Origin of the sequence: Rhodococcus sp. I2R, from assembly GCF_020889545.1 — a bacterium.
Taxonomy (GTDB): domain Bacteria; phylum Actinomycetota; class Actinomycetes; order Mycobacteriales; family Mycobacteriaceae; genus Rhodococcoides.
The window spans coordinates 32,487-58,026 of record NZ_JAHUTG010000006.1 but is presented as its reverse complement, the minus strand read 5'-3'; the positions used below and the strand labels follow the sequence as shown (position 1 = coordinate 58,026).

Annotated in this window: 21 protein-coding genes and 1 tRNA gene; 9 read left to right on the top strand and 13 right to left on the bottom strand. The window is 63.1% G+C overall.

Annotated elements, in window-relative coordinates; genetic code table 11:
* The first annotated feature begins 86 nt into the window (after positions 1–86).
* Entirely contained in the window at positions 87–575 is a 489-nt protein-coding gene (locus tag KVY23_RS07630; RefSeq protein ID WP_230555945.1) for a GyrI-like domain-containing protein, read from the top strand.
* Between the two features lie 75 nt (positions 576–650).
* Here KVY23_RS07630 and KVY23_RS07625 read toward each other — a convergent pair.
* Positions 651–727 (bottom strand) — tRNA-Leu (locus KVY23_RS07625).
* Between the two features lie 162 nt (positions 728–889).
* Here KVY23_RS07625 and KVY23_RS07620 point away from each other — a divergent pair.
* Positions 890–1,507, top strand: coding sequence for an ANTAR domain-containing response regulator (locus KVY23_RS07620; protein WP_075840642.1), 618 nt, complete (start codon positions 890–892; stop codon positions 1,505–1,507).
* Positions 1,508–1,690: 183 nt separating this feature from the next.
* Positions 1,691–3,028 carry an ABC transporter substrate-binding protein gene (locus tag KVY23_RS07615; RefSeq protein ID WP_230555944.1) on the top strand — a complete coding sequence of 446 codons (1,338 nt, stop codon included), beginning with the start codon at positions 1,691–1,693 and terminating at the stop codon, positions 3,026–3,028.
* A 112-nt stretch (positions 3,029–3,140) separates the two neighbouring features.
* Here the strand turns inward: KVY23_RS07615 and KVY23_RS07610 are convergent, their stop codons facing one another.
* Genes KVY23_RS07610 through KVY23_RS07595 form a run of 4 tightly spaced genes read right to left on the bottom strand, consistent with a single transcriptional unit; the run spans position 3,141 to position 7,308 of the window.
* On the bottom strand, positions 3,141–3,950 hold the full coding sequence (locus tag KVY23_RS07610) for an ABC transporter ATP-binding protein (RefSeq protein WP_206511397.1): 810 nt from the start codon (positions 3,948–3,950) through the stop codon (positions 3,141–3,143).
* The gene (locus KVY23_RS07605) at positions 3,947–5,023 is read right to left on the bottom strand and encodes an ABC transporter ATP-binding protein (RefSeq protein ID WP_230555943.1); all 1,077 of its coding nucleotides are present in this window, start codon (positions 5,021–5,023) and stop codon (positions 3,947–3,949) included. The genes KVY23_RS07610 and KVY23_RS07605 overlap by 4 nt, the downstream gene beginning before the upstream one ends.
* Positions 5,016–6,005, bottom strand: a complete 990-nt coding sequence (locus KVY23_RS07600; protein ID WP_206511398.1) for a branched-chain amino acid ABC transporter permease — start codon at positions 6,003–6,005, stop codon at positions 5,016–5,018. The genes KVY23_RS07605 and KVY23_RS07600 overlap by 8 nt, the downstream gene beginning before the upstream one ends.
* Before the next feature lie 4 nt (positions 6,006–6,009).
* Complete coding sequence (locus KVY23_RS07595; RefSeq protein WP_374108701.1) at positions 6,010–7,308, bottom strand: branched-chain amino acid ABC transporter permease; 1,299 nt, start codon at positions 7,306–7,308, stop codon at positions 6,010–6,012.
* 300 nt (positions 7,309–7,608) lie between these two features.
* On the opposite strand from KVY23_RS07595, the gene polA reads away from it, so the two are divergent.
* On the top strand, positions 7,609–10,338 hold the full coding sequence (gene polA, locus KVY23_RS07590; protein WP_230556067.1) for a DNA polymerase I: 2,730 nt from the start codon (positions 7,609–7,611) through the stop codon (positions 10,336–10,338).
* A gap of 98 nt (positions 10,339–10,436) precedes the next feature.
* Here polA and trxA read toward each other — a convergent pair whose 3' ends face one another.
* The 3 genes from trxA to KVY23_RS07575 all read right to left on the bottom strand — a co-directional run bounded on the left by trxA (position 10,437) and on the right by KVY23_RS07575 (position 12,608).
* A complete protein-coding gene (gene trxA / locus KVY23_RS07585) occupies positions 10,437–10,814 on the bottom strand; it encodes a thioredoxin (protein ID WP_075840644.1) in 378 nt (125 codons plus the stop codon).
* A 72-nt stretch (positions 10,815–10,886) separates the two neighbouring features.
* On the bottom strand, positions 10,887–11,885 hold the full coding sequence (locus tag KVY23_RS07580; RefSeq protein WP_075840645.1) for a helix-turn-helix domain-containing protein: 999 nt from the start codon (positions 11,883–11,885) through the stop codon (positions 10,887–10,889).
* Between the two features lie 186 nt (positions 11,886–12,071).
* The gene (locus KVY23_RS07575) at positions 12,072–12,608 is read right to left on the bottom strand and encodes a 2'-5' RNA ligase family protein (protein WP_230555942.1); all 537 of its coding nucleotides are present in this window, start codon (positions 12,606–12,608) and stop codon (positions 12,072–12,074) included.
* Positions 12,609–12,619: 11 nt separating this feature from the next.
* Here KVY23_RS07575 and KVY23_RS07570 point away from each other — a divergent pair, with 11 nt between their 5' ends.
* The gene (locus KVY23_RS07570) at positions 12,620–13,717 is read left to right on the top strand and encodes an isocitrate/isopropylmalate dehydrogenase family protein (RefSeq protein ID WP_230555941.1); all 1,098 of its coding nucleotides are present in this window, start codon (positions 12,620–12,622) and stop codon (positions 13,715–13,717) included.
* A gap of 3 nt (positions 13,718–13,720) precedes the next feature.
* Here KVY23_RS07570 and KVY23_RS07565 read toward each other — a convergent pair whose 3' ends face one another.
* Positions 13,721–14,524 (bottom strand): class I SAM-dependent methyltransferase, encoded by an 804-nt coding sequence (locus KVY23_RS07565; RefSeq protein WP_374108700.1) that lies wholly within the window; start codon positions 14,522–14,524, stop codon positions 13,721–13,723.
* A 290-nt stretch (positions 14,525–14,814) separates the two neighbouring features.
* Between KVY23_RS07565 and rpsA the strand changes: the two genes are divergently transcribed.
* Positions 14,815–16,296, top strand: coding sequence for a 30S ribosomal protein S1 (rpsA, locus tag KVY23_RS07560; protein ID WP_075840721.1), 1,482 nt, complete (start codon positions 14,815–14,817; stop codon positions 16,294–16,296).
* Positions 16,297–16,493: 197 nt separating this feature from the next.
* On the opposite strand, the gene KVY23_RS07555 is transcribed toward rpsA, so the two are convergent.
* Positions 16,494–16,661 (bottom strand): hypothetical protein, encoded by a 168-nt coding sequence (locus KVY23_RS07555; RefSeq protein ID WP_371829774.1) that lies wholly within the window; start codon positions 16,659–16,661, stop codon positions 16,494–16,496.
* A 169-nt stretch (positions 16,662–16,830) separates the two neighbouring features.
* Between KVY23_RS07555 and coaE the strand changes: the two genes are divergently transcribed.
* The gene (gene coaE / locus KVY23_RS07550) at positions 16,831–18,048 is read left to right on the top strand and encodes a dephospho-CoA kinase (protein ID WP_230555939.1); all 1,218 of its coding nucleotides are present in this window, start codon (positions 16,831–16,833) and stop codon (positions 18,046–18,048) included.
* 40 nt (positions 18,049–18,088) lie between these two features.
* On the opposite strand, the gene KVY23_RS07545 is transcribed toward coaE, so the two are convergent.
* Complete coding sequence (locus KVY23_RS07545; RefSeq protein WP_206511403.1) at positions 18,089–18,631, bottom strand: DUF402 domain-containing protein; 543 nt, start codon at positions 18,629–18,631, stop codon at positions 18,089–18,091.
* Positions 18,632–18,719: 88 nt separating this feature from the next.
* On the opposite strand from KVY23_RS07545, the gene uvrB reads away from it, so the two are divergent.
* Both uvrB and KVY23_RS07535 read left to right on the top strand, forming a co-directional pair.
* The gene (gene uvrB, locus KVY23_RS07540; RefSeq protein ID WP_230555938.1) at positions 18,720–20,882 is read left to right on the top strand and encodes an excinuclease ABC subunit UvrB; all 2,163 of its coding nucleotides are present in this window, start codon (positions 18,720–18,722) and stop codon (positions 20,880–20,882) included.
* A 54-nt stretch (positions 20,883–20,936) separates the two neighbouring features.
* On the top strand, positions 20,937–21,800 hold the full coding sequence (locus KVY23_RS07535; RefSeq protein ID WP_230555937.1) for a hypothetical protein: 864 nt from the start codon (positions 20,937–20,939) through the stop codon (positions 21,798–21,800).
* Here the strand turns inward: KVY23_RS07535 and KVY23_RS07530 are convergent.
* Together KVY23_RS07530 and KVY23_RS07525 are read right to left on the bottom strand one after the other, a co-directional pair.
* A complete protein-coding gene (locus KVY23_RS07530; RefSeq protein ID WP_230555936.1) occupies positions 21,797–22,657 on the bottom strand; it encodes an ABC transporter permease in 861 nt (286 codons plus the stop codon). The two genes, KVY23_RS07535 and KVY23_RS07530, sit on opposite strands and share 4 nt — an antisense overlap.
* The gene (locus KVY23_RS07525; protein ID WP_230555935.1) at positions 22,654–25,518 is read right to left on the bottom strand and encodes an alpha/beta fold hydrolase; all 2,865 of its coding nucleotides are present in this window, start codon (positions 25,516–25,518) and stop codon (positions 22,654–22,656) included. The genes KVY23_RS07530 and KVY23_RS07525 overlap by 4 nt, the downstream gene beginning before the upstream one ends.
* Positions 25,519–25,540: the final 22 nt, after the last annotated feature.

The following is a 25,540-nucleotide window of genomic DNA, read 5'->3' as shown; positions in this document are numbered from 1 at the left end:
TGGCTCCAGCGCCTCGAACTCCGGATGTTGCGCGTAGGGGACGTTAGGCCCTAGACCCCGGAATCCGCACAACGGAGCCTTGGCCTATGACCGAAACGACTCCGGAAAAGACGCCGGACATCAAGTCCACCCAACTCCAGGAGCTATCGACCGCGGTGCTCCGCGAGACCGTTCCCATGAACGAGCTGACGGAGTTCTTCGGCCGCGCCTTCGGTGCGGTGATGAGCGCGGCTGAGCAACAGCACGTCCCACTGGCCGGGCCACCGTTTGCGTTGTACCGGGGAATGCCCACCGACGTCATCGATGTCGAAGCTGGTTTTCCGGTAGCAGAACCCTTTTCCGGCGGTGTCGATGGCGGGGTGACCGGAGGATCGCTTCCGGCCGGCCAGGCCTTCGAAGCCATGCACGTCGGTCCCTACGACACTCTCGCCGAGACCTACGAGGCGATCATGGGGAAGATGCAGGCCGAGGGGGTGACGCCGGGGAGCTCGATGTGGGAGTACTACCTCAGCGACCCTGCCGCCGAGCCTGACCCGGCGATGTGGAAGACGCTCGTCGTTTGGCCGGTCGGCTGAGCGGACGGCCGCCCGCATCGGCTGCTTCACACTGAGGCAAAGCGGTAGGTGGCTGATTGCGCTGGCCTGCGGTTGTGGTGCCCTCGGTGAGACTCGAACTCACACTGGACGGGTTTTGAATCCGTTTCCTCTGCCAATTGGGATACGAGGGCTGGCTGTGTCGTGCGGTTCACTACTTTAGAAGATGCGCTGAACGCCCTGTGCACCGGTACCCTTCAATTGCTTGACGGCCCGGTGGGCGCCTGCGTGAGCCCGATGGGCCTGCGCTTGACGCTCCAGCCGGTCGATGACTTCGTCAAAGGAGACTGGTACTCATGGATGCTCCTGTTGCGCAGGAGGGCGGCAAACCCGCTCTTCGTGTCGTGGTGGCCGAGGACGAATCGCTGATCCGCCTGGATCTGGTGGAGATGCTGCGAGAAGAGGGCTACGAGGTAGTGGGGGAGGCCGCGGACGGACAGCGGGCGGTGGACCTCGCTGTCGAACTTCGCCCCGACCTGGTCATCATGGACGTGAAGATGCCCATACGCGACGGGATCGACGCGGCCTCGGAGATAGCGGAGAAGCGCATCGCTCCGGTGGTCATTCTCACGGCCTTCAGTCAGCGAGAGCTCGTGGAGAGGGCACGAGACGCCGGAGCCATGGCATATCTGGTCAAGCCGTTCTCCAAAGCCGATTTGATGCCTGCCGTCGAACTCGCAGCAAGCCGGTACACGGAGATCTCGGCGCTCGAACACGAGATCGCCGATCTCCAGGAGCGCCTCGAAACCCGCAAACTCATCGAACGCGCCAAGGGTCGGTTGATGGAGTCGCAGTCCCTCTCGGAGCCGCAGGCGTTCAAATGGATTCAGCGCGCCGCGATGGATCGCCGCACGACGATGAAAGCTGTCGCCGAGGTGATCATGGAGACGCTCGGAAATCCTGCCGAGACGTGATTTTTTCGGCTGCTCGGCTCGGTCACGCTACGGGCGCGTAAATCTTCGGCCCGTCAGGTCACAGTCAGGTCACGAGCCGTCTTCTCAGCAATCGCAAATCGGTTCGGGGAGCTAGCGTCTGATCCACGCGTGGGGCGCACTGTTCATGTGCGTGTCATAGAAGAGCGATCAAGGAGACACTAGATGGCAAAACGGACCTATGTCCGCACGGCTGCGGTGCTCAGTGCCGCATCCCTGGCACTGTTCGGCTGTTCCTCGGGCGACGATTCGGACACCGATGACACGGCTGCCGGTGGGAGTAGCGAAACGTCGGCGGCGGAGGAGGCTGTCTCCACCGACTGCGAGCCCGAGCAGGCCACAGCAGGTGACACACCCGACACCAGTCCTCTCGTGGTCGGCACGTTGTTGCCGAACACCGGCAGCCTTGCGTTCCTCGGCCCGCCCGAGGTCGCCGGGGTGCAGCTCGCCATCAACGACATCAACGAGGCCGGTGGCGTACTCAGTCAGCCCGTGACGTTGATCCCCGGAGACTCGGGCGACACCACCACCGACACCGCCAACACCACCGTCGATCGCCTCCTCGCGGGCGGTGCCGACGTGATCGTCGGGGCGGCGTCCTCGGCTGTGTCACTGCAGGTCATCGACAAGATCACCAGCGCGGGCGTCGTGCAGATCTCGCCGGCCAACACCTCGGACCAGTTCGTCTGCTACGCAGACCGTGGCCAGTACTTCCGCACCGCACCCACCGACGTACTGCAGGCGCAGGCGCTGGCTCAGCTGATCGCCGAGGACGGCGCGCAGCGTGTGTCGATCCTGGCTCTCAACGATCCGTACGGCACCGGCTTGGCGAGCAACACGGTCGAGAACCTCGAAGCAGCCGGAATCCCGTCGGATCAGCTGCAGACCATCATCTACGACCCCAACGCGCAGTCGTACAACGCCGAGATCGACGATGTGAACAACTTCGCGCCGGATGCCATAGCTATCATCGGTTTCGATGAATCGGCTCGCATCATCACTCGTATGCACGAGCTCGGAATCGGTCCGTCCGACGGCATGCTCGTCTACGGCGTGGACGGCAACATGGGTAATGCCCTCGGCGAGTCGGTCGCAGCCGGATTGCTCGACACAATGCGTGGCACAACACCGTTGACCGACGTGGGAACGGAGTTCCAGGACCGACTCAAGACCGTCGATCCCGCTCTCTTGGACTTCAACTACGCGGGTGAGTCGTACGACGCAGTGGTGATCCCGGCTCTTGCGGCCGTCCAGGCCGGATCGACAGCAGGCGTGGACATCGCGGCCAACATCAACAGCGTCACCAAGGACGGGGAGAAGTGCACGACGTTCGCCGAGTGCCTACCGCTCCTCGAAGCCGGCACCGACATCGACTACGACGGTGTCACCGGCGAGCTCAACTTCAGTGACGCAGGCGAACCGGCGACAGGTTCGTACGGCAACCTGGTCTTCGGACCGGACAACACACTGACGACGGAAGATTACATCGTCGTCGGCGAGTGAGTCGCCGTCAGCTGAACTCAGTTGACGCCGAACAACCAAGACCAGAGCCCCGGTCCGAAAGGACCGGGGCTCTGTCGTTGTGTTGGAACAGGTTGCGGCAGGTGGCCGACCGTTACTTCTTTTCTTTGCTTCCTGCAAGTGTTCCGAGGTAGAGCTCGATGACCTTCGGGTCGTTCATCAGGTTCGGTCCCGTATCGGTGTAGGCGTTGCGGCCCTGATCCAGAACGTATCCGCGATCGCAGATCTGCAGGCAGCGACGCGCATTCTGTTCCACCATGATGATGGAGACGCCTGCTGCGTTGATCTTCTTGCAGCGGATGAACACTTCGTCCTGGAACATCGGCGACAGTCCAGCAGACGGCTCGTCGAGGAGCAGCACCGACGGCTCCATCATCAGAGCGCGACCCATAGCGACCATCTGGCGCTCACCGCCGGAGAGCGCTCCTGCCTTGACCTTTCGGCGTTCGCTCAGGAGTGGAAACAGCTCGCTGACGAACTCGAACCTTTCGGTGAATTTCTTCGGGCGGAGATAGATGCCCATTTCGAGGTTTTCCTCGATCGTCAGCGAGGGAAACACGTTCTGCGTCTGGGGAACATAACCCACACCCTTGGTGACGAGGACGTGCGCCTCGGCCGAGGTGATGTTGTCGCCGCGCAGCTTCACAGTTCCTTCTCTGACCGGGATGAGACCGAACAGAGTCTTGAGCAGAGTCGACTTGCCTGCACCGTTGGGGCCGATGATGCCAACGATCTCGCCGTCACGCAGAAAGAAATTGCACGATTCGAGGATGTTCACCCCGGGTATGTATCCCGCAACGATATTGTCCGCCCGTAACAGTGCGCCCTCGGCGAGACGTGCGTGTTCGGCGGGGGTGGCGGCGAACTCGGCCGGTGTCAGCTTTTCGGTACTCGGTTCGCTCATTGTTCGTTCTCTTCCTTGGCGTGCTTGCCCGTAGCCGGTGCGTCGACGTTGGGACTGACGAACTCGGGTTCGGAGAGACTGCCCCCGGCCTTGATCTGCTCGACTTCGGCTTGTTCGATCGCTTCGGCGAGTTCGGCGGTGGCACCCACCGGATTTCCGTCGGCGTCGAACTCGAGTGCCTGGTCGTGATGGCTGCCCAGATAGGCATCCACCACCGCGCCGTTGTTGGACAGTTCTTCCGGTGTCGACTCGGCGATGACGCTGCCCTGCGCCATGACGACCACCCAGTCGCTGATGTCCCGGATGACATCCATGTCATGTTCGACGAACACCACTGTCATGCCGTCGTCGCGCAAGGACTTGATGTGTCCGAGAAGGCTCTGGGTGAGCGCTGGGTTGACGCCGGCCATCGGCTCGTCGAGCATCACGACCGAGGGGTCCGTCATCAAGGCGCGGGCCATTTCCAACAGCTTGCGTTGACCACCTGACAACGAGCCTGCGAGATCGTCGGCCTTGGCGTCGAGTTTGAATCGTGCGAGGAGTTCGTTGGCTCGTTCGGTGATTTGCCTTTCCTGCGCCTTCCAGGTCCACGGCATGAAGGTGTTGAGGATGCGTTCGCCGCGCTGTCCGGTCGCACCGAGCCTGACGTTGTCCAGCACGGTCAGTTTCGACAGTGCCTTGGTCAGCTGAAACGTACGAACGACGCCCTTGCGTGCGACCTGATGCGGATGCATCTTGCCCAATGACTGGCCGTCCATCGACCAGGTGCCGGTGTCGGGTCGATCGAATCCGGTGAGCAGGTTGAACAACGTTGTCTTTCCTGCGCCGTTGGGTCCGATCAGTCCGGTGATGCAGCCGCGTTGGATCTCGAGGTGCGCGACGTCCACCGCTTTGAGTCCGCCGAACGTCCGTGAGATGCCATCCACGACGAGCGTGGGGTCGGGCTTGGCGGAACCGGGCTCGTTGGCAACGCCAGCGAACAGGGCTGCGCGCTGATCAGCTGAAAGCGCCTGCGCAGCTCGGGATTCCAGCGTGCTGGGGTTCCTGCTCGGCGATGAGTTCCCGTTAGGCATTGAGTTGAACCTCTCGTTTGTTCCCGAGAATGCCCTGAGGTCTGAACACCATCAGTACAGCGATCAGGATGCCCAGGAGGACGAAACGACTTGCGCCCACCTGCTGCTCTGTGAGATCGAGGAGTGGGTCGGGTCCGGAAATCGCCTGCCGCATGATCGCGTCGGGAATGGAGAGCAGGAACCAGAACAGCATGGCGCCCACCACCGGACCGAAAACGGTTGCGGCGCCGCCGAGAATCAGGGCGCCGAAGGCGAAGAACGTCTGCGCTGTCGAGTAGAAATCTGGGTTGATGGACTTGGTCTGCAGTGCGTTGAACACCCCGCCCATGCCACCGATGACACCACCGAGCACCAGGGCCTGCATCTTGTAGACGAAGACGTTCTTTCCGAGCGAACGGGCAGCGTCCTCGTCCTCACGAACCGCCTTGAGGACGCGCCCCCATGGGCTGTGCGTCAACAGGTAGACGACACCACACAGCAGCAGTACCAGCGACCAGCCGACGACCATCGCCCAAAGGTCGTCGCCATAGAACTTGACCCCGACGAAGTCGTACTGCTTGCTCGAGTCGAAGGGGCTCAACGAGGTGAACGGGTCCGCGAAACCGAACAGGCCGTTGGTCGAGGCGGTCACGGAGTCACTTGCGGTCGATCGGAAGACCAGGCGCAGTATCTCCGACGCCGCGATAGTGACGATGGCGAGATAGTCCGCACGCAGGCGCAGAGTGGGTATGCCGAGGACGAGTGCCAACAGCCCGGCGGCCCCGAGGCCGACCAGGATGCCCAGCCACAGTGGCTGCTGATAGGTGACCGTCATGATGCCGACGCCATAGCCGCCGAGCAACGCAAATCCGATCTGGCCGAAGTTCAGCAGACCGGCGTAGCCGAAGTGCAGGTTCAACCCGATGGCGAGGAGAGCGTAGAAGATCGCGGACGGGCCCACGAGCTGAGCGAGAGATACTTGGAGCGCTCCGAGAATATCCATGAGGTCACCCGATCCTTTGCCGCGAGCCGAGTATGCCCTGCGGTCTGACGACGAGGATGAGAATCAAGACGAGCAGTCCTCCGATGTATTTGAGGTCGGGGTTGATGATCATCGTCGACCACTGCACGAGAAGTCCGACGATGACGCAGCCGAGGAAGGCCCCGTAGGCGGTTCCCAGACCACCCAGCGTGATGCCCGCGAACATGAGCAACAGCAACTTGAAGCCCATTTCCCACTGGACGCGGCCGGACAGCTCGGACAGACCGAACAGCACGCCGCCGAGGGCCGCGAGTCCGCCGCCGAGGCACCAGACGAAGGTCACGACGCGCTCGACGTTGATACCAGAGGAGGCGGCGAGGTCTCGGTTGTCGGCGACTGCCCGCATCGCTTTGCCGATTCGCGTCTTCTGCAGCATCAGCGCGACGGCGACGAGGACGACGACGCTGATGATGATGCACGCGAGGTTGACGTTGGTGATCGCGAAAGGCCCCCACTCGTTCTGCGTCTGCGCCTGGTAGTCGGCGAACGGTTCGGCGCGGTCGGAGAAGAAGATGAGGATGAGATATCGCAGCGCGATGGCGAGGCCGATGGAGACTACGAGCTGCGCTATGAGCCCGGTCCTGCGTTTTCGGAGTGGTCTCCAGATGGCTGCGTTGTTGAGCCATCCGATGGCGACGCCGACGATGATCGCGAGAATTGTTGCCGGGATCAGCTGGATTCCCATGCTCACGTTGAACACCCAGGCGGCAACTGCGCCGAGTGTGACGAGCTCACCGTGGGCGAAGTTGGTCAACCCCGTCGTGCCGAAGATCAGGCTGAGTCCGACCGCAGCGAGAGCGATGACGAGACCGAATCTGATGCCGTCCACCGTGGTTCGAAGGAACTTCTCGTAGAACGGTAGTTCCGTGGCGCTGCGCGCCTCACCGAAGGAGAAGATGACGACGGTATTGGCGCGGCCCTCGACGACGTCGCGTTGCACCGCATCCTGGACGCTGACACCGTCGGGAAGTGTTTCGGGGTCGACCTCGAATGTGTAGGACCCCGGGGAGAGCTCGAGAGTCCAACGGCCACCTGCCTCCGAGGTTGTCCGGGCGACCTCTTCGCCGGACTCGTCGAGGGCGAGAACATCGACGCCCGCCAACCGTTCACCGCCGTTGTTGAGGCTGCCGCTGACGGATTCGGCGTCGGCAGGCGGAGCCTCCGACGTGGTTGCAGACGGGGGAGTAGGGGTCGGTTCCTGCGCGAGGGCGGTCCCGCCGAACGCGACCGCTGCGATGGAACCGAGGATCGCGATGAGGAGGATCTGTCTGAGAAAGCGAAGTGGTATTCGGCTGCTGGACCGAATTCGATCTTTTCTTCGGGTCCATCCAACTATTGGAGCCACGCACGTCCTCCGGACGGTTGTCGGGCCGACCCCACGGCGGGTCCGGCTGCTAGCAATTGTCGGACTCTAACCTCTGTAAGCGCACGAAATCGGCGTCTCGAATTTCCGGTGAGTTTCATTTGTGTTTCGAACCGCTCGCGCGGCAGTCGGCCGGGGCCACCGCATCCGCCCACAGCTTGTCGGACCCGCTACATAGACTGGGTAACCGTGAGCCCAGTAATCGACGCCAGCGCTGCACCCGCACCCTCGACCGACACATCCGCCGGCGGTCAGCAGCCGACACTGCTGCTGATCGACGGCCACTCGATTGCCTTCCGTGCGTTCTTCGCGCTCCCGGTGGACAACTTCAAGACCACCAGTGGGCAGTCGACCAACGCGGTCTACGGGTTCACATCGATGCTGATCAACTTGCTGCGGGACGAGAAGCCGACGCACATCGCGGCCGCGTTCGACGTCTCGCGCCAGACCTTTCGGGCAGAAAGATTCCCCGACTACAAGGCGAATCGGAGCAAGACGCCGGACGAGTTCGCTGGGCAGGTGGACATCACCAAGGATGTGCTCGGGGCCATGGGTATTCCGGTCATGGCCGAACCCGGATTCGAGGCGGACGACATCATCGCCACCCTCACCACGCAGGCCGAGGCGCTCGGCTATCGCGTACTGGTCGTCACCGGGGACCGGGACTCGCTGCAATTGGTGACCGAGAACGTCACGGTTCTGTACCCGAAGAAGGGCGTGTCCGAGCTGACCCGGTTCACCCCGGGTGAGGTCGAAGCAAAGTATGGCCTGTCGCCGTCGCAGTATCCGGATTTCGCCGCTCTTCGCGGCGACCCCAGCGACAATCTGCCCGGCGTCCCCGGTGTGGGTGAGAAGACGGCTACCAAGTGGATCGTGCAGTACGGGTCGCTCGAGGAGCTCGTCACCAACGTGGACAAGGTGAAGGGCAAAGTTGGCGACGCTCTGCGTGCCAACCTGTCCAGCGTGGTGCTCAACCGCGAGCTCACCGAGATGGTTCGCGATGTCCCGCTTCCCTATACGCCCGATCAGCTCGAGTTGGCACCGTGGGACCGGGAGAAAATTCACGGTCTGTTCGACGACCTCGAGTTTCGCGTCCTTCGCGATCGGCTGTTCGACACGCTGTCATCGGTGGAACCCGAAGCCGAAGGCGGTTTCGAGGTCAAGGGTGGAGCGATCCCAGTCGGCGAATTGGCGGACTGGTTGTCCGCGCATGCTGCGAGCGGTCTGCGTCACGGATTGTCGGTCGTCGGTCCGCGGCGGCCGTTCGACAGTGACGCCGTGTCCATCGCGATCGCCGCTGCCGACGGCGAGGGCGGTTTCGTCACCACCAGCGAGCTCGACGAATCGGACGAACGGGCGTTGACCGCATGGCTGGCCGACGCCTCGCAGCCGAAGGCGCTCCACGAAGCCAAGTGGGCAATCCACGCGTTGCGGGGGCGGGGGTGGACGCTGGGCGGTCTGACGAGCGACACAGCCCTGGCCGCGTATCTGGTCCGTCCGGGCCAGCGCAGCTTCAATCTCGACGATCTGTCTCTGCGGTACCTCAAACGTGAGTTGCGGGCAGAGGACTCCGCCGAGGGGCAGATGTCGCTGCTCGATACCGAGGACGTGGCGGGCGCGGCGGTAGCCGAAGGCGAAATCCTGCGTGCCCAGGCCGTGCTCGACCTCGCTACTGCTCTGGACGAGGAACTCGAGAGCATCGAGTCGACATCGCTGCTGGCCGACATGGAGCTGCCGCTGCTCTCGGTGCTCGCCGATCTGGAAGCGACCGGCATCGCGATCGACCTCGACCACCTCGGCGAACTGCAGAGTACGTTTGCCGGGCAGGTGAGCGAGGCCGCGAATGCTGCGTACGAGGTCATCGGCAAGCAGATCAATCTCGGATCACCGAAGCAGCTGCAGGCGGTGCTGTTCGACGAGCTGGAGATGCCGAAGACCAAGAAGACGAAGACCGGATACACCACTGACGCCGACGCGTTGCAGGGGCTGTTCGAAAAGACACAACACCCTTTCCTGAAGTTCCTTCTCGATCATCGTGACGCGACACGCATGAAGGTGACTGTCGACGGCTTGCTCAAATCGGTTTCCGACGACGGCCGCATCCATACGACGTTCAATCAGACCGTCGCGGCCACCGGACGGCTGTCTTCGACCGATCCCAACCTGCAGAACATCCCGGTCCGAAACGAAGCCGGCCGCCACATTCGTGACGGCTTCGTCGTCGGTGAGGGCTATGACATGCTGCTCACCGCCGACTACAGCCAGATCGAGATGCGCATCATGGCTCACCTGTCGGGCGACGAAGGGCTGATCGAAGCGTTCAACACCGGCGAGGACCTGCACAGTTTCGTCGGCGCACGCGCTTTCGGAGTACCGATCGACGAGGTCACTCCCGAGCTGCGTCGGCGCGTCAAGGCAATGTCCTATGGCCTCGCCTATGGTCTCAGCGCATTCGGACTGGCAGCGCAGCTGAAGATCTCAACCGACGAGGCCAAAGAGCAGATGGAAGCGTACTTTTCCCGGTTCGGTGGAGTGCGCGACTACCTTCGCAAAGCCGTCGAGGAGTCCAGAAAGGTCGGCTACACCTCCACCCTGTACGGCCGGCGGAGGTATCTGCCCGATCTCAACAGCGACAACCGTCAGCGACGCGAGGTTGCCGAGCGGGCGGCGCTGAACGCACCGATCCAAGGAACTGCCGCCGACATCATCAAGGTCGCGATGATCGACGTGCACAAGTCACTGCGGGAATCCGGTTTGACCTCGCGCATGCTGCTGCAAGTTCACGACGAGCTGGTTCTCGAAGTTGTCGAGTCCGAACGCGAGGAGGTCGAGGCCCTGGTGCGCGAGAAGATGTCGTCGGCGATCGACCTGTCGGTTCCCCTCGAAGTGTCTGTCGGAACGGGTGCGAGCTGGGATCGGGCCGCTCACTGACCAGCCAGAGGCGACAGTCCTGATTCGACTCTGATGCAAGGAGAAGGGGCCGACCGCACAAATGTGGTCGGCCCCTTCTGTTCGTACTGGTAGCGGTGTTACTCGGAGCTGTTGTCGGGGGTCTGCTCGGCGAGCTGCTTGCGGACCTCGTCCATATCGAGCGCCTTGATCTGTCCGACCAGGTCTTCCAGAGCCGCAGCGGGAAGTGCGCCTGGCTGAGCGAATACCAGCACGCCTTCGCGGAAGGCCATGATCGTGGGAATCGACTTGATGTTGGCAGCTGCGGCCAGTCCCTGCTCGGCTTCGGTGTCCACCTTGGCGTGCACCACATCAGGATGCGACTCGGAAGACTTCTCGAAGGTGGGCGCGAATTGCTTGCACGGCCCGCACCAGGACGCCCAGAAGTCGACGAGTACTACGTCGTTGCCGCCGACGATCTCGTCGAAGTTCTGCTGAGTCAATGTCTGTGTTGCCACGCCTGCCCTTTCGTCGATTCTTCTCTTGTTCTCGTGTTACTTCAACGCACCACCGTGCCGGAATCATCCCGATCAAGCAGGCTGTGGAACCGAGCGGAAGGTGCGGCGGTAGGAGTTCGGGGTTGTGCAACGAACCCGAACGAAGTGTTGACGCATCACGGCTGCGTTGCCGAAACCGACGCGTTCGGCGATGACGTCCATCGACAGGTCCGAGTTCTCGAGCAGCTGTTGGGCAGCGAGAACGCGCTGGTCGTTGAGCCATCGCGCAGGCGTCGTTCCGGTCTCTGCCGCGAACCTTCGGGCGAATGTGCGTGCAGACATGTTCACTCGTGCCGATAGCACTCGAACCGACAGATCGGCGTCGAGGTGTTCGGTCATCCAGTCGAGCAGAGGGGCCAGCGTTTCCACTTCGGTCGCCGGTAGGGGCGCCGTCACGAACTGGGCCTGGCCGCCGTCGCGGTGGGGCGGAACTACCATCCGGCGGGCTATCCCGTTGGCGACGGTACTGCCCTGCTCCTTGCGCACGATGTGCAGGCACAAGTCGATTCCCGCGGCAGTCCCCGCACTGGTCAACACATTTCCGTCGTCGACATAGAGCACGTTCCGATCGACTTCGGCGAGCGGATACTCCGCGGCGAGTCGCGCGGAGTGGCGCCAGTGAGTGGTGCAGCGGCGTCCGTCGAGCAGGCCTGCTTTGCCCAGGAGAAACGCGCCGTTGCACAAGCTCGCCACTCGGGCTCCTCGTGTCACAGCTGCGCGCAGCTTGTCCAACAATGGCTCGATCGATGCGTCGTAGTCGTTGCTGCACACGTAGCTTCCGTCGACCGAGGCGTGGGTGCCACCTGCCGGGATGATGATGAGATCGGCCTCGTCGAGCTGGGCCAGGTCGTACGGCACATCGATGGTGAAACCGAACCGCGATCTGATGGGTTCGGCGACGCCGGCGATCAGCGAGAAATCGTAGGTGGGCAGGCCCTCGTCGGATCGGTCGAAGCCGAAGACCTCGCATGCGACTCCGAGTTCGAACTGCTCGGTCAGTGGCAGGAGTGGCACGACTACTCGTTTCAGCACGAGAACAAGTATGGCAGAAAAACGAGGAACTGTGTCATATCTGCCACTGGTAGCGCGTAGCTGCTGGTTAGAAGCTTTCCCTATGACAATCGCACTTCTGATCCTGGCCTTTCTCGCGCCCATGTACTTGGCAATCGCTCTCGGATACGCACCCGACACGCACGCGGAGGTGACCCAGTTCGGCGACTACCGATTCTGATGCCTGCCCTCGCCTACGAGCCACTCGATTTTCCGTTCGCCGTCCCATCTCCGAAGCCCCGAGGTGGTTCCGTCGAGATCGACAGGCGTGGAGTCGAGGCATCGGATGGCGTCGAACAACTCGGTGTGAGTGAGCCTGCGCGCGATCGTGACGTGTGGGGTCCATCGCCCAGGTCTCGTGTGTGAGCGATAACCGTGGGCATCTTGCGCGAGTTCCGACACCCTCGAATGCAGCTCGAGCAGACTTTCCGACACGACCACCGATCGAGCCAGCGTCACGGACCGGCCGCGGAACACGATCAATGCACCCAGGCGGACCGGGAATGCGCTCTCGATCGTTTCGCTCTCGAGGCGAGCATCGAGTCGGTCGAACTCCTCGGCCACGGACAGTGTGATGTGCGGCCGGTTCGACGAACCGGTGTGCCGACCCTGACTCGGAAGATCGGCATCGAGCAGCATCTGCCACTCCCGCCTGACGGACTCGTCGAGCGCGTCGTCGAGTATCAATTCCAGCGACTGGACCATAGTGAGTCATGATGGCTGATGTGGCTGACGGGAAAGCAAAGACGGTACGGATCGGCTCGATGGTCGGCGACGGCATCGGACACGAGATCGTTCCCGCGACCATGCGGGTGGTGGACGCTGCTGTCCAGGCGACGCACGGGCCGCATGTCGACTGGGTGATGCTGCCGCTCGGTAGAGATGCCATCGAATCGCACGGCTCGCCGATTCCTGCCTCGACGCTGGCGGAGTTGGACACGCTGAACGGATGGGTGCTGGGACCCCACGACAGTGCGTCGTACCCGGAGGAGTTCCGTCAGCAGCTGACTCCGGGTGGGACGGTGCGCAAGACCTTCGGGTTGTTCGCGAACATCCGCCCGGCGGCGGCGCTTCCCGGCGTGCGCGCGGTATCCCCGAACATGGATCTCGTCGTCGTGCGCGAGAACACCGAGGGCTTCTATGCCGATCGGAACATGTTCGTCGGGAGTGGGGAGTTCATGCCTACGCCCGACGTAGCACTCGCGGTAGGTGTGTTCACTCGGGACGCATGCGAGCGGATCGCCCGCCGAGCGTTTGCACTCGCGCAGGGCAGGCGTAAGCACGTCACCATCGTGCACAAGACCAATGTGCTCGCCCTGACGACGGGGTTGTTCCGGGACGCATGCCGCTCGGTCGCCGAGGACTTTCCCGATGTCCATGTCGACGAGGAGCACATCGACGCATTGACGGCGCACCTCGTGCGCCGCGGCAGCGACTTCGACGTGATCGTTGCCGAGAACATGTTCGGCGACATCCTGTCCGACCTCGCCGGGGAACTGTCCGGATCCCTCGGGATGGCTCCATCGCTCAACGCCTCGGAGACAAAGGCGATGGCGCAGGCCGCCCACGGTTCCGCTCCGGACATCGCCGGACGCAACAGGGCCAATCCCACAGCCTTGATCCTGTCCTCGGCGATGCTGCTGGACTGGCTGGCCGAACACGACGGAGATGTACGGCTGACGGCCGCGGCCACCCGAATCAGATCGGCCGTGCGGGGGACGCTGGAGTCGGGGGTAGCCACGGCGGACGTGGGAGGTCTGGCATCGACGGCCGAGTTCACCGAAGCGGTGATCGCGCGAACCCTACGTCGATGACCGCTAGGTGAGTGGCTTGACGCAGCAGAAGATGGCAGTGCCAGGGAACAACTGTCCGCGCAGCGGACTCCACTGACCCCATTCGCGATCGAGCCACTCCGGCCAATCGGGCTCGACGATGTCTCGAAGCTCGAGTCCCGCCGCCACGATCTCGCGAACGCGGTCTCCGATCGTTCGATGATGTTCGACATAGATCGGTGTGCCCTCGGCATCGAACTCGACGTACGGGGTGCGGTCGAAGTACGGAATGGCCGCCGTCAATCCGACCGGTCCCGGATCGTCCGGAAATATCCACCGCATCGGGTGGTTGACGGCAAACACCCATCTGCCTCCGGGGCGCAGCACGCGCGCTACCTCGGCCATCACGTTCGCCGAGTCCGCGACGAACGGGACCGCGCCGAAGGCCGAGCAGGCGATATCGAAGCTCGCATCGGCGAAGGGTAGCGACTCCGCGCTGGCCTGGATCAATGGAGTTCGGTGAGTGTCGGAACGCATGGCGTCACGACCCTTCCCGAGCATGCCTGCCGAGATGTCGAGCCCCACCGCTCGCGCGCCACGCGATGTCAGCCAGCGAGCGCACGGCGCGGAACCGCACCCGACCTCGAGGACATCGGCGTGCCGAGTGTCGCCGAGCAGGCCGACGTCTCCTTCGTGCAGCCCCTCGGGGCACCAGATGAACTCACCGTCGGTGCTGCCGACGCCGAGAAACTCTCCGTGCGTGCGGTGATACTCGTCCGCATCGGCATCCCACCACGTCCGACTGGCTCGATCGCTGGCTCGCGAATCGACCTTTTTGCGGCCTGGTATTACGGAAGGGGAAGGTGTCTCGGGCGAGGGCGAGCTGTCGGTCACCTGGATCACGGTAGTCGGCCGCATCGACCACCCCACCGTGTTTGCCCAGCTGTGACGCGATCGCGTACCCTGTTGATCGCGAGTGTGTTCATGCTGCGCGCGACCGCCGTGGCGGGAACACATTTGTTCTTCATCCGTTCTGCAGTTTCGAACCGTTCACGGTCCGAAACCGTCGAGAACACCGTTCTACAGTCCGACCGAACATCCATCAACCGATACCCAACCCGTCCGGAGCAACTCAACACATGCCCTCAACCACAACCTCACCGCAGGTGGCCGTAAACGATATCGGCTCCGCAGAGGATTTTCTCGCAGCCATCGACGCAACGATCAAGTACTTCAACGATGGTGACATCGTCGAAGGCACCATCGTCAAGGTCGATCGTGACGAGGTTCTACTCGACATCGGTTACAAGACCGAAGGCGTCATCCCTTCCCGCGAGCTCTCCATCAAGCACGACGTCGACCCCAATGAGGTCGTCTCCGTGGGAGATGAGATCGAAGCACTCGTCCTCACCAAGGAGGACAAGGAAGGCCGCCTGATCCTGTCCAAGAAGCGCGCTCAGTACGAGCGCGCCTGGGGCACGATCGAGGAGCTCAAGGAGAAGGACGAGGCCGTCAAGGGCACCGTCATCGAGGTCGTCAAGGGTGGACTCATCCTGGACATCGGTCTCCGTGGCTTCCTCCCCGCTTCGCTCGTCGAGATGCGTCGCGTCCGCGATCTCCAGCCGTACGTCGGCAAGGAGATCGAGGCGAAGATCATCGAGCTCGACAAGAACCGCAACAACGTGGTCCTTTCGCGTCGCGCGTGGCTCGAGCAGACTCAGTCCGAGGTTCGCAGCGAGTTCCTGCACCAGCTCCAGAAGGGCCAGGTCCGCAAGGGCGTCGTGTCCTCCATCGTCAACTTCGGTGCCTTCGTGGACCTCGGTGGCGTCGACGGACTCGTGCACGTCTCCGAGCTGTCCTGGAAGCACATCGATCACCCGTCCGAGGTTGTCGAGGTCGGCACCGAGGTCACCGTCGAGGTTCTCGACGTCGACCTGGACCGCGAGCGCGTTTCTCTCTCGCTCAAGGCGACGCAGGAAGATCCGTGGCGTCAGTTCGCACGGACTCACGCGATCGGCCAGATCGTGCCCGGCAAGGTCACCAAGCTCGTTCCGTTCGGCGCCTTCGTGCGCGTCGAAGAGGGCATCGAGGGCCTCGTGCACATCTCCGAGTTGGCCGAGCGCCACGTGGAGGTTCCGGACCAGGTCGTGGGTGTCGGCGACGACGCACTCGTCAAGGTCATCGACATCGATCTCGAGCGTCGTCGGATCTCGCTGAGCCTCAAGCAGGCCAACGAGGACTACGCAGAAGAGTTCGATCCGTCCAAGTACGGAATGGCCGACTCGTACGACGAGGGTGGCAACTACATCTTCCCCGAGGGCTTCGACTCCGAGACCAACGAATGGCTCGAAGGCTACGAGAAGCAGCGTGAAGAGTGGGAAGGACGCTACGCCGAGGCAGAGCGTCGCCACAAGATGCACACCGCTCAGATGGAGAAGACAGCCAAGGACGAAGCTGCCGAGGCTGCCAACACCAACTACTCCTCGGAGTCGGGTCAGGCATCCCCCGAAGCAGAAGAGGGCGACGCTCCCGCAGCGTCGGCTCCCGCGTCGACCGGCGGATCACTGGCCAGCGATGCTCAGCTCGCTGCGCTGCGTGAGAAGCTGTCGGGCAACGCCTGATAGAAGCAACGCCTGATAGAAGATGTCCACCCGTAAGGGTGTGATCTCGAGGCCCCGGCTCCCTACGTGGAGTCGGGGCCTTCTTCTTTTCACGAGAAGCCGTGCGGGAGAGTTACCTCGACCGGAGACTCGGCAGATACAAGAATGGACCCGATCCGTGAGGATTCGGGTCCATTGTCGCAAAACGACGTGTCGGTTCAACCTGCGACGGCGGGACTCCATTGAGCAACGGCACCGGTCCGCTTACGCATGGACGCGAAGCTGTGACGAGCCGGGCTGAGCAGATTCGTGAACCAGTTACGCCGATGATCGGCCAACGCCAAGGCAACCTCGGGTATCAAAACAACATGAATTCCCGATTCCATGCCGAGACGGTGCCGACCCGGTTGGATCCGATTGCTTCGCATGGGTGTCCTTTTCGCTGGCAGTGGGTCGGCAATACTTATCTCGCACGATGAAGATAACGGACGAATCCCCGAACCTGATGCATTTGGGGCTGGTGTGCTTCGGCGTGTTCGATGACAGACTGGGTTCATGTTGAGACTCGGCCTCACCGGAGGCATAGGAGCAGGCAAGTCCACGGTATCGAAAACGCTCGTCGAGCTCGGCGGTGTTCTCGTCGACGCGGACGTGATCGCCCGCGAAGTAGTCGAGCCGGGCACGGCCGGTCTAGCGCAATTGGTCGACGCATTCGGTGAGGACGTCCTCGACTCCAGCGGGGCTCTCGATCGACCGGCGCTCGCGGCCAAGGCATTCGGTGACAACGACTCACGTGCCAAGCTGAATTCGATCGTTCACCCGCTCATCGGTGCGAGAACGGCGGAGCTCATCGACGGAGCTCCCGACGATGCCGTCGTGATTCAGGACATCCCGCTGTTGGTCGAGGGAAACATGGGTGCGATGTTCCAACTGGTCGCCGTGGTTCATGCGGATGCGGAGCAACGACTGGATCGGCTGGTGAATCAGCGCAACATGCCCGAGCACGACGCACGGGCACGCATTGCAGCACAGGCCACCGACGATGCGAGACGAGCCGCAGCCGACATCTGGATCGACAACAGCGGCGCGCCCGAGGATCTCGACGAAGTCGTTCGGTCGTTGTGGTTCGCGCGTCTTGTGCCGTTCGAGAAGAACATTCGTCACGCGCACGCCGTCGACACACCCGCTGCGTTGGTACCGGCCGATGCTGCGTGGCCGGCCCAAGCGCAACGCATCATCGCGCGGCTGGCGGTGGCGTGCGGAAATGCCGCTGTGCGAATCGATCACATCGGATCGACCGCTGTACCCGGCCTGCCGGCCAAAGACGTCATCGACATCCAGATCACCGTGGCCGGTATGGATGCGGCGGATGCGTTGGCAGAATCGTTGCGACGTATCGGCTTTCCTCGGTTGGAGAACGTCGTCTCGGATGATCCGAAGCCTGCCTACGGCATTGGCGGCGAAGCGGATCCGGCTATGTGGGCCAAGAGGCTTCATGGTGCAGCGGATCCAGGACGGACCGCGAACATTCACATCAGAGTCGACGGTTGGCCGGGGCAGAGATTTGCGCTCCTCTTTCGCGATTGGCTCCGTGCCGACGCCGACGCCGCAGCGCAGTACCTCCAGATCAAGGAGTCGGCGGCTGCTGCTGCCGAACGCGAAATCGGTTACGACGACAGTGTCGTGGCGTACGCCGATGTGAAGGCACCGTGGTTCGATCAGGCCTACGTGCGGGCCTGGAAGTGGGCGGGGGAGTCCGGCTGGTCGACGTGATCTTCGCCGGCCCGGTTGCACCGAATAGGTCGAGCTCGTCTCAGCGAACTGTCTGCGGTCGCCAGGTGGTCGTCATTCCGAGCGAGGCAAGCCAGGCGTCGAGGTCGTAGTCGTGAGCGGCGAGACCCGCTACCGTGTACACGGATCGGTTCATCGCCGTTGTGGCGGTTTCGGTATCGAGGTGGTTCTCCACGCGTGCCTCGACGAGTTCGTCGGCATCGAGGAAGTCGTAGCCTCGACCGGTGCGGACCACGATGTCGAGGTAGTGATCCACCGATGTCCACACTGCCGGTCCGGCTCGGAATTCGCCGACGTCGAGGTAGTAGTTCTGATCGCGCACGTGCCCCGGCAAGTAGTGGAAGATCGAGGCCCGTAGCCCGAGACTGGGAAGCAGCCACGACTGCAGGTAGTCGAACTGGGGATGATCGGACGGGCGAGCCATGTACAGGCCCCAGGGTTCGACCCGGTATTCGTCGACGGGCCGCACGTAGCCCTTCGGGTCAGTATTGGTGAGCCCTGGTACGTCGAAATACTCGACCTTCGGCGGGTGGACGTGAACGGGCGTTACGGCGGATTCGTCCATGAAAGAAAAAGCTACCGGGTGTGCGCCGGCACCGCGTCGAAACACTGCAGCGATCGAATGTGTCGGTGGCCGCGTCTACCCTGGTTGTATGGCGTTTGCATCCGAACATCCCGTGGTGGCTCACTCGGAGTTCCGTCCCGTCGGAGAGATCGAGCGGACGGGGCCCGCATTCGAGGTCGTCAGTGAGCACAAACCGGCCGGCGATCAGCCCTCGGCCATTGCCGAGCTCGAACGCAGAATTCGTGCAGACGAGAAGGACGTCGTCCTGCTCGGTGCAACCGGTACCGGCAAGTCCGCGACCACCGCGTGGCTCATCGAGAAGCTCCAGCGACCGACGCTGGTCATGGCACCGAACAAGACACTGGCCGCGCAGCTGGCCAACGAGCTGCGAGACATGCTGCCGAACAATGCGGTCGAGTACTTCGTCTCGTACTACGACTACTACCAACCCGAGGCCTACATCGCGCAGACCGACACCTACATCGAAAAGGACTCGTCGGTCAACGACGACGTCGAGAGACTACGGCATTCGGCCACAGCAAACCTGCTCTCGCGGCGAGACGTGGTCGTGGTCGCCTCGGTGTCGTGCATCTATGGTCTCGGAACGCCGCAGTCGTATGTCGACCGGTCCATCGACCTTCAGGTCGGCGTCGAGGTGCCCCGCGATGCCTTGCTACGCCTCCTGGTCGATGTGCAGTACACGCGCAACGACATGGCATTCACACGTGGTTCGTTCCGCGTTCGCGGGGACACCGTCGAGATCATCCCGTCGTACGAGGAGCTCGCGGTGCGCATCGAGTTCTTCGGTGACGAGATCGAGGCTCTGTACTACCTGCATCCGTTGACGGGCGATATCGTCCGCAAGGTCGACTCGGTGCGCATCTTCCCGGCGACGCACTACGTGGCGGGTCCGGAGCGCATGGAGAAGGCCGTCAAGAACATCGAAGCCGAGCTCGAAGATCGCCTTGCCGAGCTCGAGAACAAAGGGAAGCTTCTCGAGGCCCAGAGGTTGCGGATGCGGACGCAGTACGACCTGGAGATGATCAAGCAGGTGGGCTTCTGTTCGGGCATCGAGAACTACTCGCGGCATATAGACGGTCGCGGTCCCGGTACGGCTCCGGCTACGTTGATCGACTACTTCCCCGACGACTTCCTCCTCGTGATCGACGAATCTCACGTGACGGTTCCGCAGATCGGTGCGATGTACGAGGGCGATATGTCACGCAAACGGAATCTGGTGGAGTTCGGATTCCGGTTGCCGTCCGCCACTGACAACCGGCCGCTGACGTGGGAGGAATTCACTCAGCGCATCGGCCAGACGGTGTACCTGTCGGCCACGCCCGGCAAGTACGAGCTGGGTCAGACGGGCGGCGAGTTCGTCGAGCAGGTCATTCGTCCCACTGGATTGGTCGACCCGAAGGTCGTCGTCAAGCCGACCAAGGGGCAGATCGACGATCTGGTGCACGAGATCCGTGGTCGCGCCGAGAAGAACGAACGCATCCTGGTCACCACCCTGACCAAGAAGATGTCCGAGGATCTCACCGACTATCTGTTGGAGCTGGGGGTCCGGGTCCGATACCTGCACTCGGATATCGATACGTTGCGGCGGGTGGAGCTTCTGCGTCAACTTCGACTCGGCGAGTACGACGTCCTCATCGGAATCAACCTGCTCCGTGAGGGCCTGGACCTCCCTGAGGTTTCGTTGGTGGCAATTCTCGATGCCGACAAGGAAGGTTTTCTCCGCAGTGGTACCAGCTTGATTCAGACCATCGGGCGTGCAGCTCGAAATGTGTCCGGCGAGGTGCACATGTATGCGGACAAGATCACGGCCTCGATGGCCTATGCCATCGAGGAGACCGAACGCAGACGTGAGAAGCAGATTGCGTACAACAAGGAGAAGGGCGTCGACCCGCAGCCGCTGCGAAAGAAGATCGCCGACATTCTCGATCAGGTCTACGAGGAGGCCGAGGACACCGAGTCGTCGATCGAGGTCGGAGGCTCGGGGCGAAATGCCAGTCGTGGTCGTCGTGCACAGGGGGAGAAGGGTCGCGCGGTCAGCTCTGGTGTCTACGAGCAACAAGACGTCTCGTCCATGCCACGCGCAGAGCTCGCCGCGCTGGTGCAGAACCTCACCGATCAGATGATGAACGCTGCGCGTGAACTTCAGTTCGAACTGGCGGGGCGGTTGCGCGATGAGATCCATGACCTGAAGAAGGAGCTGCGCGGCATGGATGCGGCAGGCTTGAAGTAGCGCTCATCCGGGTCCGCCCGACGGTGGGGCTCGGTGTTTCGATACGGTTCGACCATGGATGCCTCCACTGCCGGTCGGAGTGCTCGCGCACTCGAACTACTGCACTCGATGACCTACTTCGTTCCCGAGACGCAGGACGCGTTGATGGGGGCCGGGCTGGAGGGTCGGGCCTGCTACTTCGCCGGGCGGGCAGCGCCGTTGGGAGCGGTAGGAGCCGGCGTCGTCACGGCGACGTTCTACAACTTCAATATCGAGCTGATCGAACCACTCATTCCAGCGGCATGGTCGATCGTATCGCCGGAAAAGGTCACCGAAATCCGCTACCGCGCGATGGGTGACGCCTACGTTCGTCTACTCGGCGACGAGGTGGTGAACTCGCCCGAGATGTCGGAGGCAGCTGAGCTCGCATCGATCGCGGCGCGTGGAATTCCCGTCGTCGACGGTCGGCCCCTGTACGCGGCCTACGCGGATCTACCTTGGCCGACCGACCCGCATCTGGCGTTCTGGCACGCACTGACATTGCTGCGCGAACACCGCGGCGACGGTCACATCTCCGCACTGCAGACCGCCGAGCTGAGCGGTATCGACGCCCTGATCACACACACGGCAACCGGATACGGTTTCGAGAAGGAATTCGCCCGCAAGCGTCGCGGATGGTCGAACGAACAATGGGACTCGGCAGTGCAGCGTCTGCACGACCGAGAGATCCTCGATTCAGCGGGTGCACTGACCGATCACGGCAAGGACCTCCGTGCCCTGGTCGAGGACATCACCAACGACCTTGCGCTCGCCCCGTGGGCCGCGTTGGGCGAGGACGGTGCAGCACGGCTGGTGGAGCTGGCGTTGCCGTGGCGGCAAGAGTTGCTCGCCCAGAAGGTCTTTCCCGACGGGATCTTCGGTCCGGCGATCAAGCGCTAGCTGGTGATGTCCTTCGAGCCGAATCGAAGCCACGCAGCGACGCCGAAGACCGTGGCGTAGGCGAGCGCCGAGAATGTGCCCACCACCATGTCGTTCCACTCGATGGTGGGCGAGAGGGCGTCGATCCACGAGTTCGCGTAGTGGCCGGGCAAGTAATTGCGTAGGGATCCCAGCGCGGTGATCTGGTCGAGAATCTGCATCAGAATCGAGGTCATCACGGCGCCACCGACGGCTCCCAGCGGGGCATCGGTCAGCACCGACAGCAACATCGCAAGACCTGCGACCCACAACAGATTGACGGCGATGTAGCCGACCGCGATGAGCAGCCTCGCGACGGCGTCCCCGTAGGCCAACCCGTCGCCGAAGGGCGTCACCAGCGGGTCCGCGCCGTACAGGGCGGTGCCCAGCGCCAGCGAGACGCCCACGAGTACACCGATCGCAGCAAGTGAGAGCGTTGCCGATACCAGCGCCTTCTGCAACAACAGCCGGGTTCTCGGTACAGGTATCGCCAGCAGGTACCGCAGCGAGGACCACGAGGCCTCGCTCGCGACGGAATCGCCGAAGAACAACGCGACCACGACGATCAGCAGGAAGCCCACGGACATGAACAGAGCGAACACGGTGAAGTTCACTCCGCCCCGTGTTCCGAGCTCGATGAGTCCGCCGGCGTCGGAGTCCGTCTCGGACGAGCTTCCGACGGTGAAGGCGATGGCGAGGATCACCGGCAGCAGGGCGAGGAACCCGATGGCGAGTTGCGTTCGGCGGCGCCCGAACTGCCGGCGTAGTTCCGTTACGTAGGGGAGAGTGTGGCTGCCGACGTAGCCGGGCGCCCGGCCATCCGAATGTGTGGTGCTCATCGATCACCCTTCGTCGAGACGAGTTCGTCCGGTGCCTCCGGCAGGGCATCGTTGTGGACGAGCTCGAGGAAAACATCTTCGAGTCGAGTCGACTGCGACAACCCGCGCAGGCGTAGCCCGGCATCGAACAGTGCGCGTGAGACCTCTGCCGGGTCCATTCCGCCGAGATCGACCCGCACCGTGGATTCGTCGACGACCGTTGGTGAACAACCCATCTCCGTGAGAACGGATGCGGCCCTGTTCGCGTCGTCCACTCGGACCTCGGTTTGACCGCCGGCTTCCGTCAGCTCGCGAACCGTGCCGGAACTGATCACCGAGCCCCTGTTCATGACGACCACATGAGTACAGGTCTGCTCGACCTCTGCCAGCAGGTGGCTCGATACCAGCACGGTGCGCCCGGTCTGCGCGTAGTTGATCAGCACCTCACGCATCGTCCTGATCTGAGGTGGATCGAGACCGTTGGTCGGCTCGTCGAGAACCATCAGATCGGGGAGCCCGAGCATTGCCTGGGCGATCGCGAGTCGCTGCCGCATGCCCTGGCTGTACGACTTGACCTTGCGTTCGATAGCCGCACCCAAGTCCGCGATCTCGAGGGCTTCCTCCAGGTGAGCGTCCTCGGTGGGCCGTCCCGTGGCCTGCCAGTACAGGCGCAGATTCTCTCGACCACTCAGGTGCGGCAGGAAGCCGGAGCCCTCGATGAAAGAGCCGAGTCGGGACAGCACCGGTGCTCCCGGCGTCACCTTGTGACCGAATACGCGGATATCGCCGCTCGTCGGCGTGATGAGCCCCATCAGCATTCGCAGAGTCGTGGTCTTGCCTGCGCCGTTCGGTCCCAGCAGCCCGAGGACCTGCCCCTTCTGTACCTCGAAGCCGACGCCGTCCACCGCCTTGAATCCGTTCGAGTACGTCTTCGCGAGGTCGGTGATGACGAGGGGCGTGTCGATCAGGGTCTCGTCGACTTCGGCGACGAGACGTCGGCGGGACCGAATCACGTTGACGGTGATCAAGACGCCGATTGCGAAAACGATGACTCCGATGCCGACGAGCGGGGCGATCGGGACCGAGCTCGCCGAACTCGATTCGCCCTCCACCGAGGGAACCGTCAGAATCGAATCGTCAAGCGCGACAACGAACTGAGCGGGCTCGAGCGGAACCGCGTATGCCTGATCGGTGGTGGATACCGAGATCTCGATGCTGTGGCCCTCGGGGACCGGGTAGCTGACGGCAGGCAACGTCACGGCCACCGGTATGGGGCCGTCGTTGACGGAATCGGGCAATCGGACGGCCGACACCGCGCCACCTGGCAGGGTGCGAGTGCCGTCCGGTGCCACGTCGTAGAGCTTGACGAACAGCACTGCTTCACCGGGCGAACTGAACGCGCCCACCCGAAGGTTCACTCGCGATGAACCCGTAATGGACATTGGTTCGGTCAGGGGGTTGCTGACGAACGACGCGGCCTGGCCGGGAAGGTCTGCCGAGAGCTGGGCGCCTGCCGAAGTCGCAGTCAATGTCGACAGGACCGAACCCAGACCTGGCACCGACGAGATCGCCGACGGTGACGCTCCAGGGGGCCGAATGATGGTTTGCTGCGCCGGCGCGGGCGGTTGCCCCGGGACGTCCGCGGGACGAAGCTCGATGGGAACGGTTCGCGTGGAGGCAGACTCGGCCGGATCAGTTGCCAACCCCGGATAGCGTGGGGCTGTCATCACTTCGTTCCGCTCACGTTCGCGCTCCACCGCCGACCCTTGGACGGCGAACGAGAACGGGAGCTGCTGGGATTGCGTCTCGTCGGCAGAGTCGGGCTTCAGTTCGGCATCGAGAAAGGCAGCCGCAGCACCGTCACCCGCACCTCCGGTACCGCCGCCGTCATGTCCGCCAGCGATCCAGGTCACCTCGACGTCACCGCCGCCGGCGGTGATCTGACGGGCTGTGGCATCGGCCTGATCGAGGCCGAACAGGGTGTCCTGCAGACCTTGAACGAGCAGGGTCGGGGCGGTGATGTTTGCGGCTACAGCTGCGGGTGAGTGGGCGGTGAGCAACTGCAGTAGTTCCGGGGTGGGTTCGCCGGAGACGGCCGACTGCGCATACGCAGCGCAGAACTCGGGGGCGAACCGCCCACATCCGTCGGTGCCGGCTGCCGAGTCGGCCTCGGCGGGGGAGTTGCCGGATGTGTTGCCCGCGCCACCGGCCTGCGCAGTGCCTGCACCGAAGAAGACACCGGCCCAGCCACGTTTCAACACACCCGGTCCGCCGTAGACCGAACCAGCGGGCGTTTCGACTGCGGCCAGTTGCTCGAGATCGGCATCGGTGGTGACCCCGTAGTTGGGGAAAAGAGCCTGACCGAGGTCGTTCCAGGTGATCGACGCCGCGACGGCGTCGATACGGGAGTCGGTTCCTGCGACGCTCAGCGCCAGCGCGCCGCCATACGATCCGCCGACGACGCCTACCCGCGGGTCGCCGGGGGCATCGAGCAGTACCTCGGGTCGTTCGGACAACCAGTCGACCATGGCACGGCCGTCGGCCACTTCTCGGTCGGGGTCGTTGATCGAGATCGTCCCCGTGCTCGCGCCGAAGCCTCGGGCACTGTAGGTCAGCACGGCGTAGCCGGTTTCGGCGAGCGCGCGGGCCCTGTCCTCGACCGAGAACTTGTCTCCGCCGAATCCGTGTGCGAGCAGCACCGCGGGGGCGGGGTTCGTCTCGGGCAGAAACAGTCGGGCATCGAGGTCGACCACCTCGGCGCTGCCGGGGCTTTCCGGTACCGTGATCGTGGTATCGAGCACGGACACGTCCTCGCCGACGTCGGTGGAACGCACGACGAGGAGGATCGATGCTGTTGCCACGATCAAGATCGAAAGGGCCACGAGCAGTACGGTCGGAAGGGAC

Bases quoted from the DNA above. Each gene is read 5' to 3' on its own strand.
- KVY23_RS07575 (WP_230555942.1), bottom strand. From the start codon at position 12,608: ATGGTCCAGTCGCTGGAATTGATACTCGACGACGCGCTCGACGAGTCC.
- rpsA (WP_075840721.1), top strand. From the start codon at position 14,815: ATGCCCTCAACCACAACCTCACCGCAGGTGGCCGTAAACGATATCGGC.
- KVY23_RS07555 (WP_371829774.1), bottom strand. From the start codon at position 16,661: ATGGAATCGGGAATTCATGTTGTTTTGATACCCGAGGTTGCCTTGGCG.
- KVY23_RS07630 (WP_230555945.1), top strand. From the start codon at position 87: ATGACCGAAACGACTCCGGAAAAGACGCCGGACATCAAGTCCACCCAA.
- KVY23_RS07535 (WP_230555937.1), top strand. From the start codon at position 20,937: ATGGATGCCTCCACTGCCGGTCGGAGTGCTCGCGCACTCGAACTACTG.
- KVY23_RS07570 (WP_230555941.1), top strand. From the start codon at position 12,620: ATGGCTGATGTGGCTGACGGGAAAGCAAAGACGGTACGGATCGGCTCG.
- KVY23_RS07600 (WP_206511398.1), bottom strand. From the start codon at position 6,005: ATGGATATTCTCGGAGCGCTCCAAGTATCTCTCGCTCAGCTCGTGGGC.
- KVY23_RS07545 (WP_206511403.1), bottom strand. From the start codon at position 18,631: ATGGACGAATCCGCCGTAACGCCCGTTCACGTCCACCCGCCGAAGGTC.
- KVY23_RS07615 (WP_230555944.1), top strand. From the start codon at position 1,691: ATGGCAAAACGGACCTATGTCCGCACGGCTGCGGTGCTCAGTGCCGCA.
- KVY23_RS07605 (WP_230555943.1), bottom strand. From the start codon at position 5,023: ATGCCTAACGGGAACTCATCGCCGAGCAGGAACCCCAGCACGCTGGAA.
- uvrB (WP_230555938.1), top strand. From the start codon at position 18,720: ATGGCGTTTGCATCCGAACATCCCGTGGTGGCTCACTCGGAGTTCCGT.
- KVY23_RS07530 (WP_230555936.1), bottom strand. From the start codon at position 22,657: ATGAGCACCACACATTCGGATGGCCGGGCGCCCGGCTACGTCGGCAGC.
- coaE (WP_230555939.1), top strand. From the start codon at position 16,831: ATGTTGAGACTCGGCCTCACCGGAGGCATAGGAGCAGGCAAGTCCACG.
- KVY23_RS07620 (WP_075840642.1), top strand. From the start codon at position 890: ATGGATGCTCCTGTTGCGCAGGAGGGCGGCAAACCCGCTCTTCGTGTC.
- KVY23_RS07610 (WP_206511397.1), bottom strand. From the start codon at position 3,950: ATGAGCGAACCGAGTACCGAAAAGCTGACACCGGCCGAGTTCGCCGCC.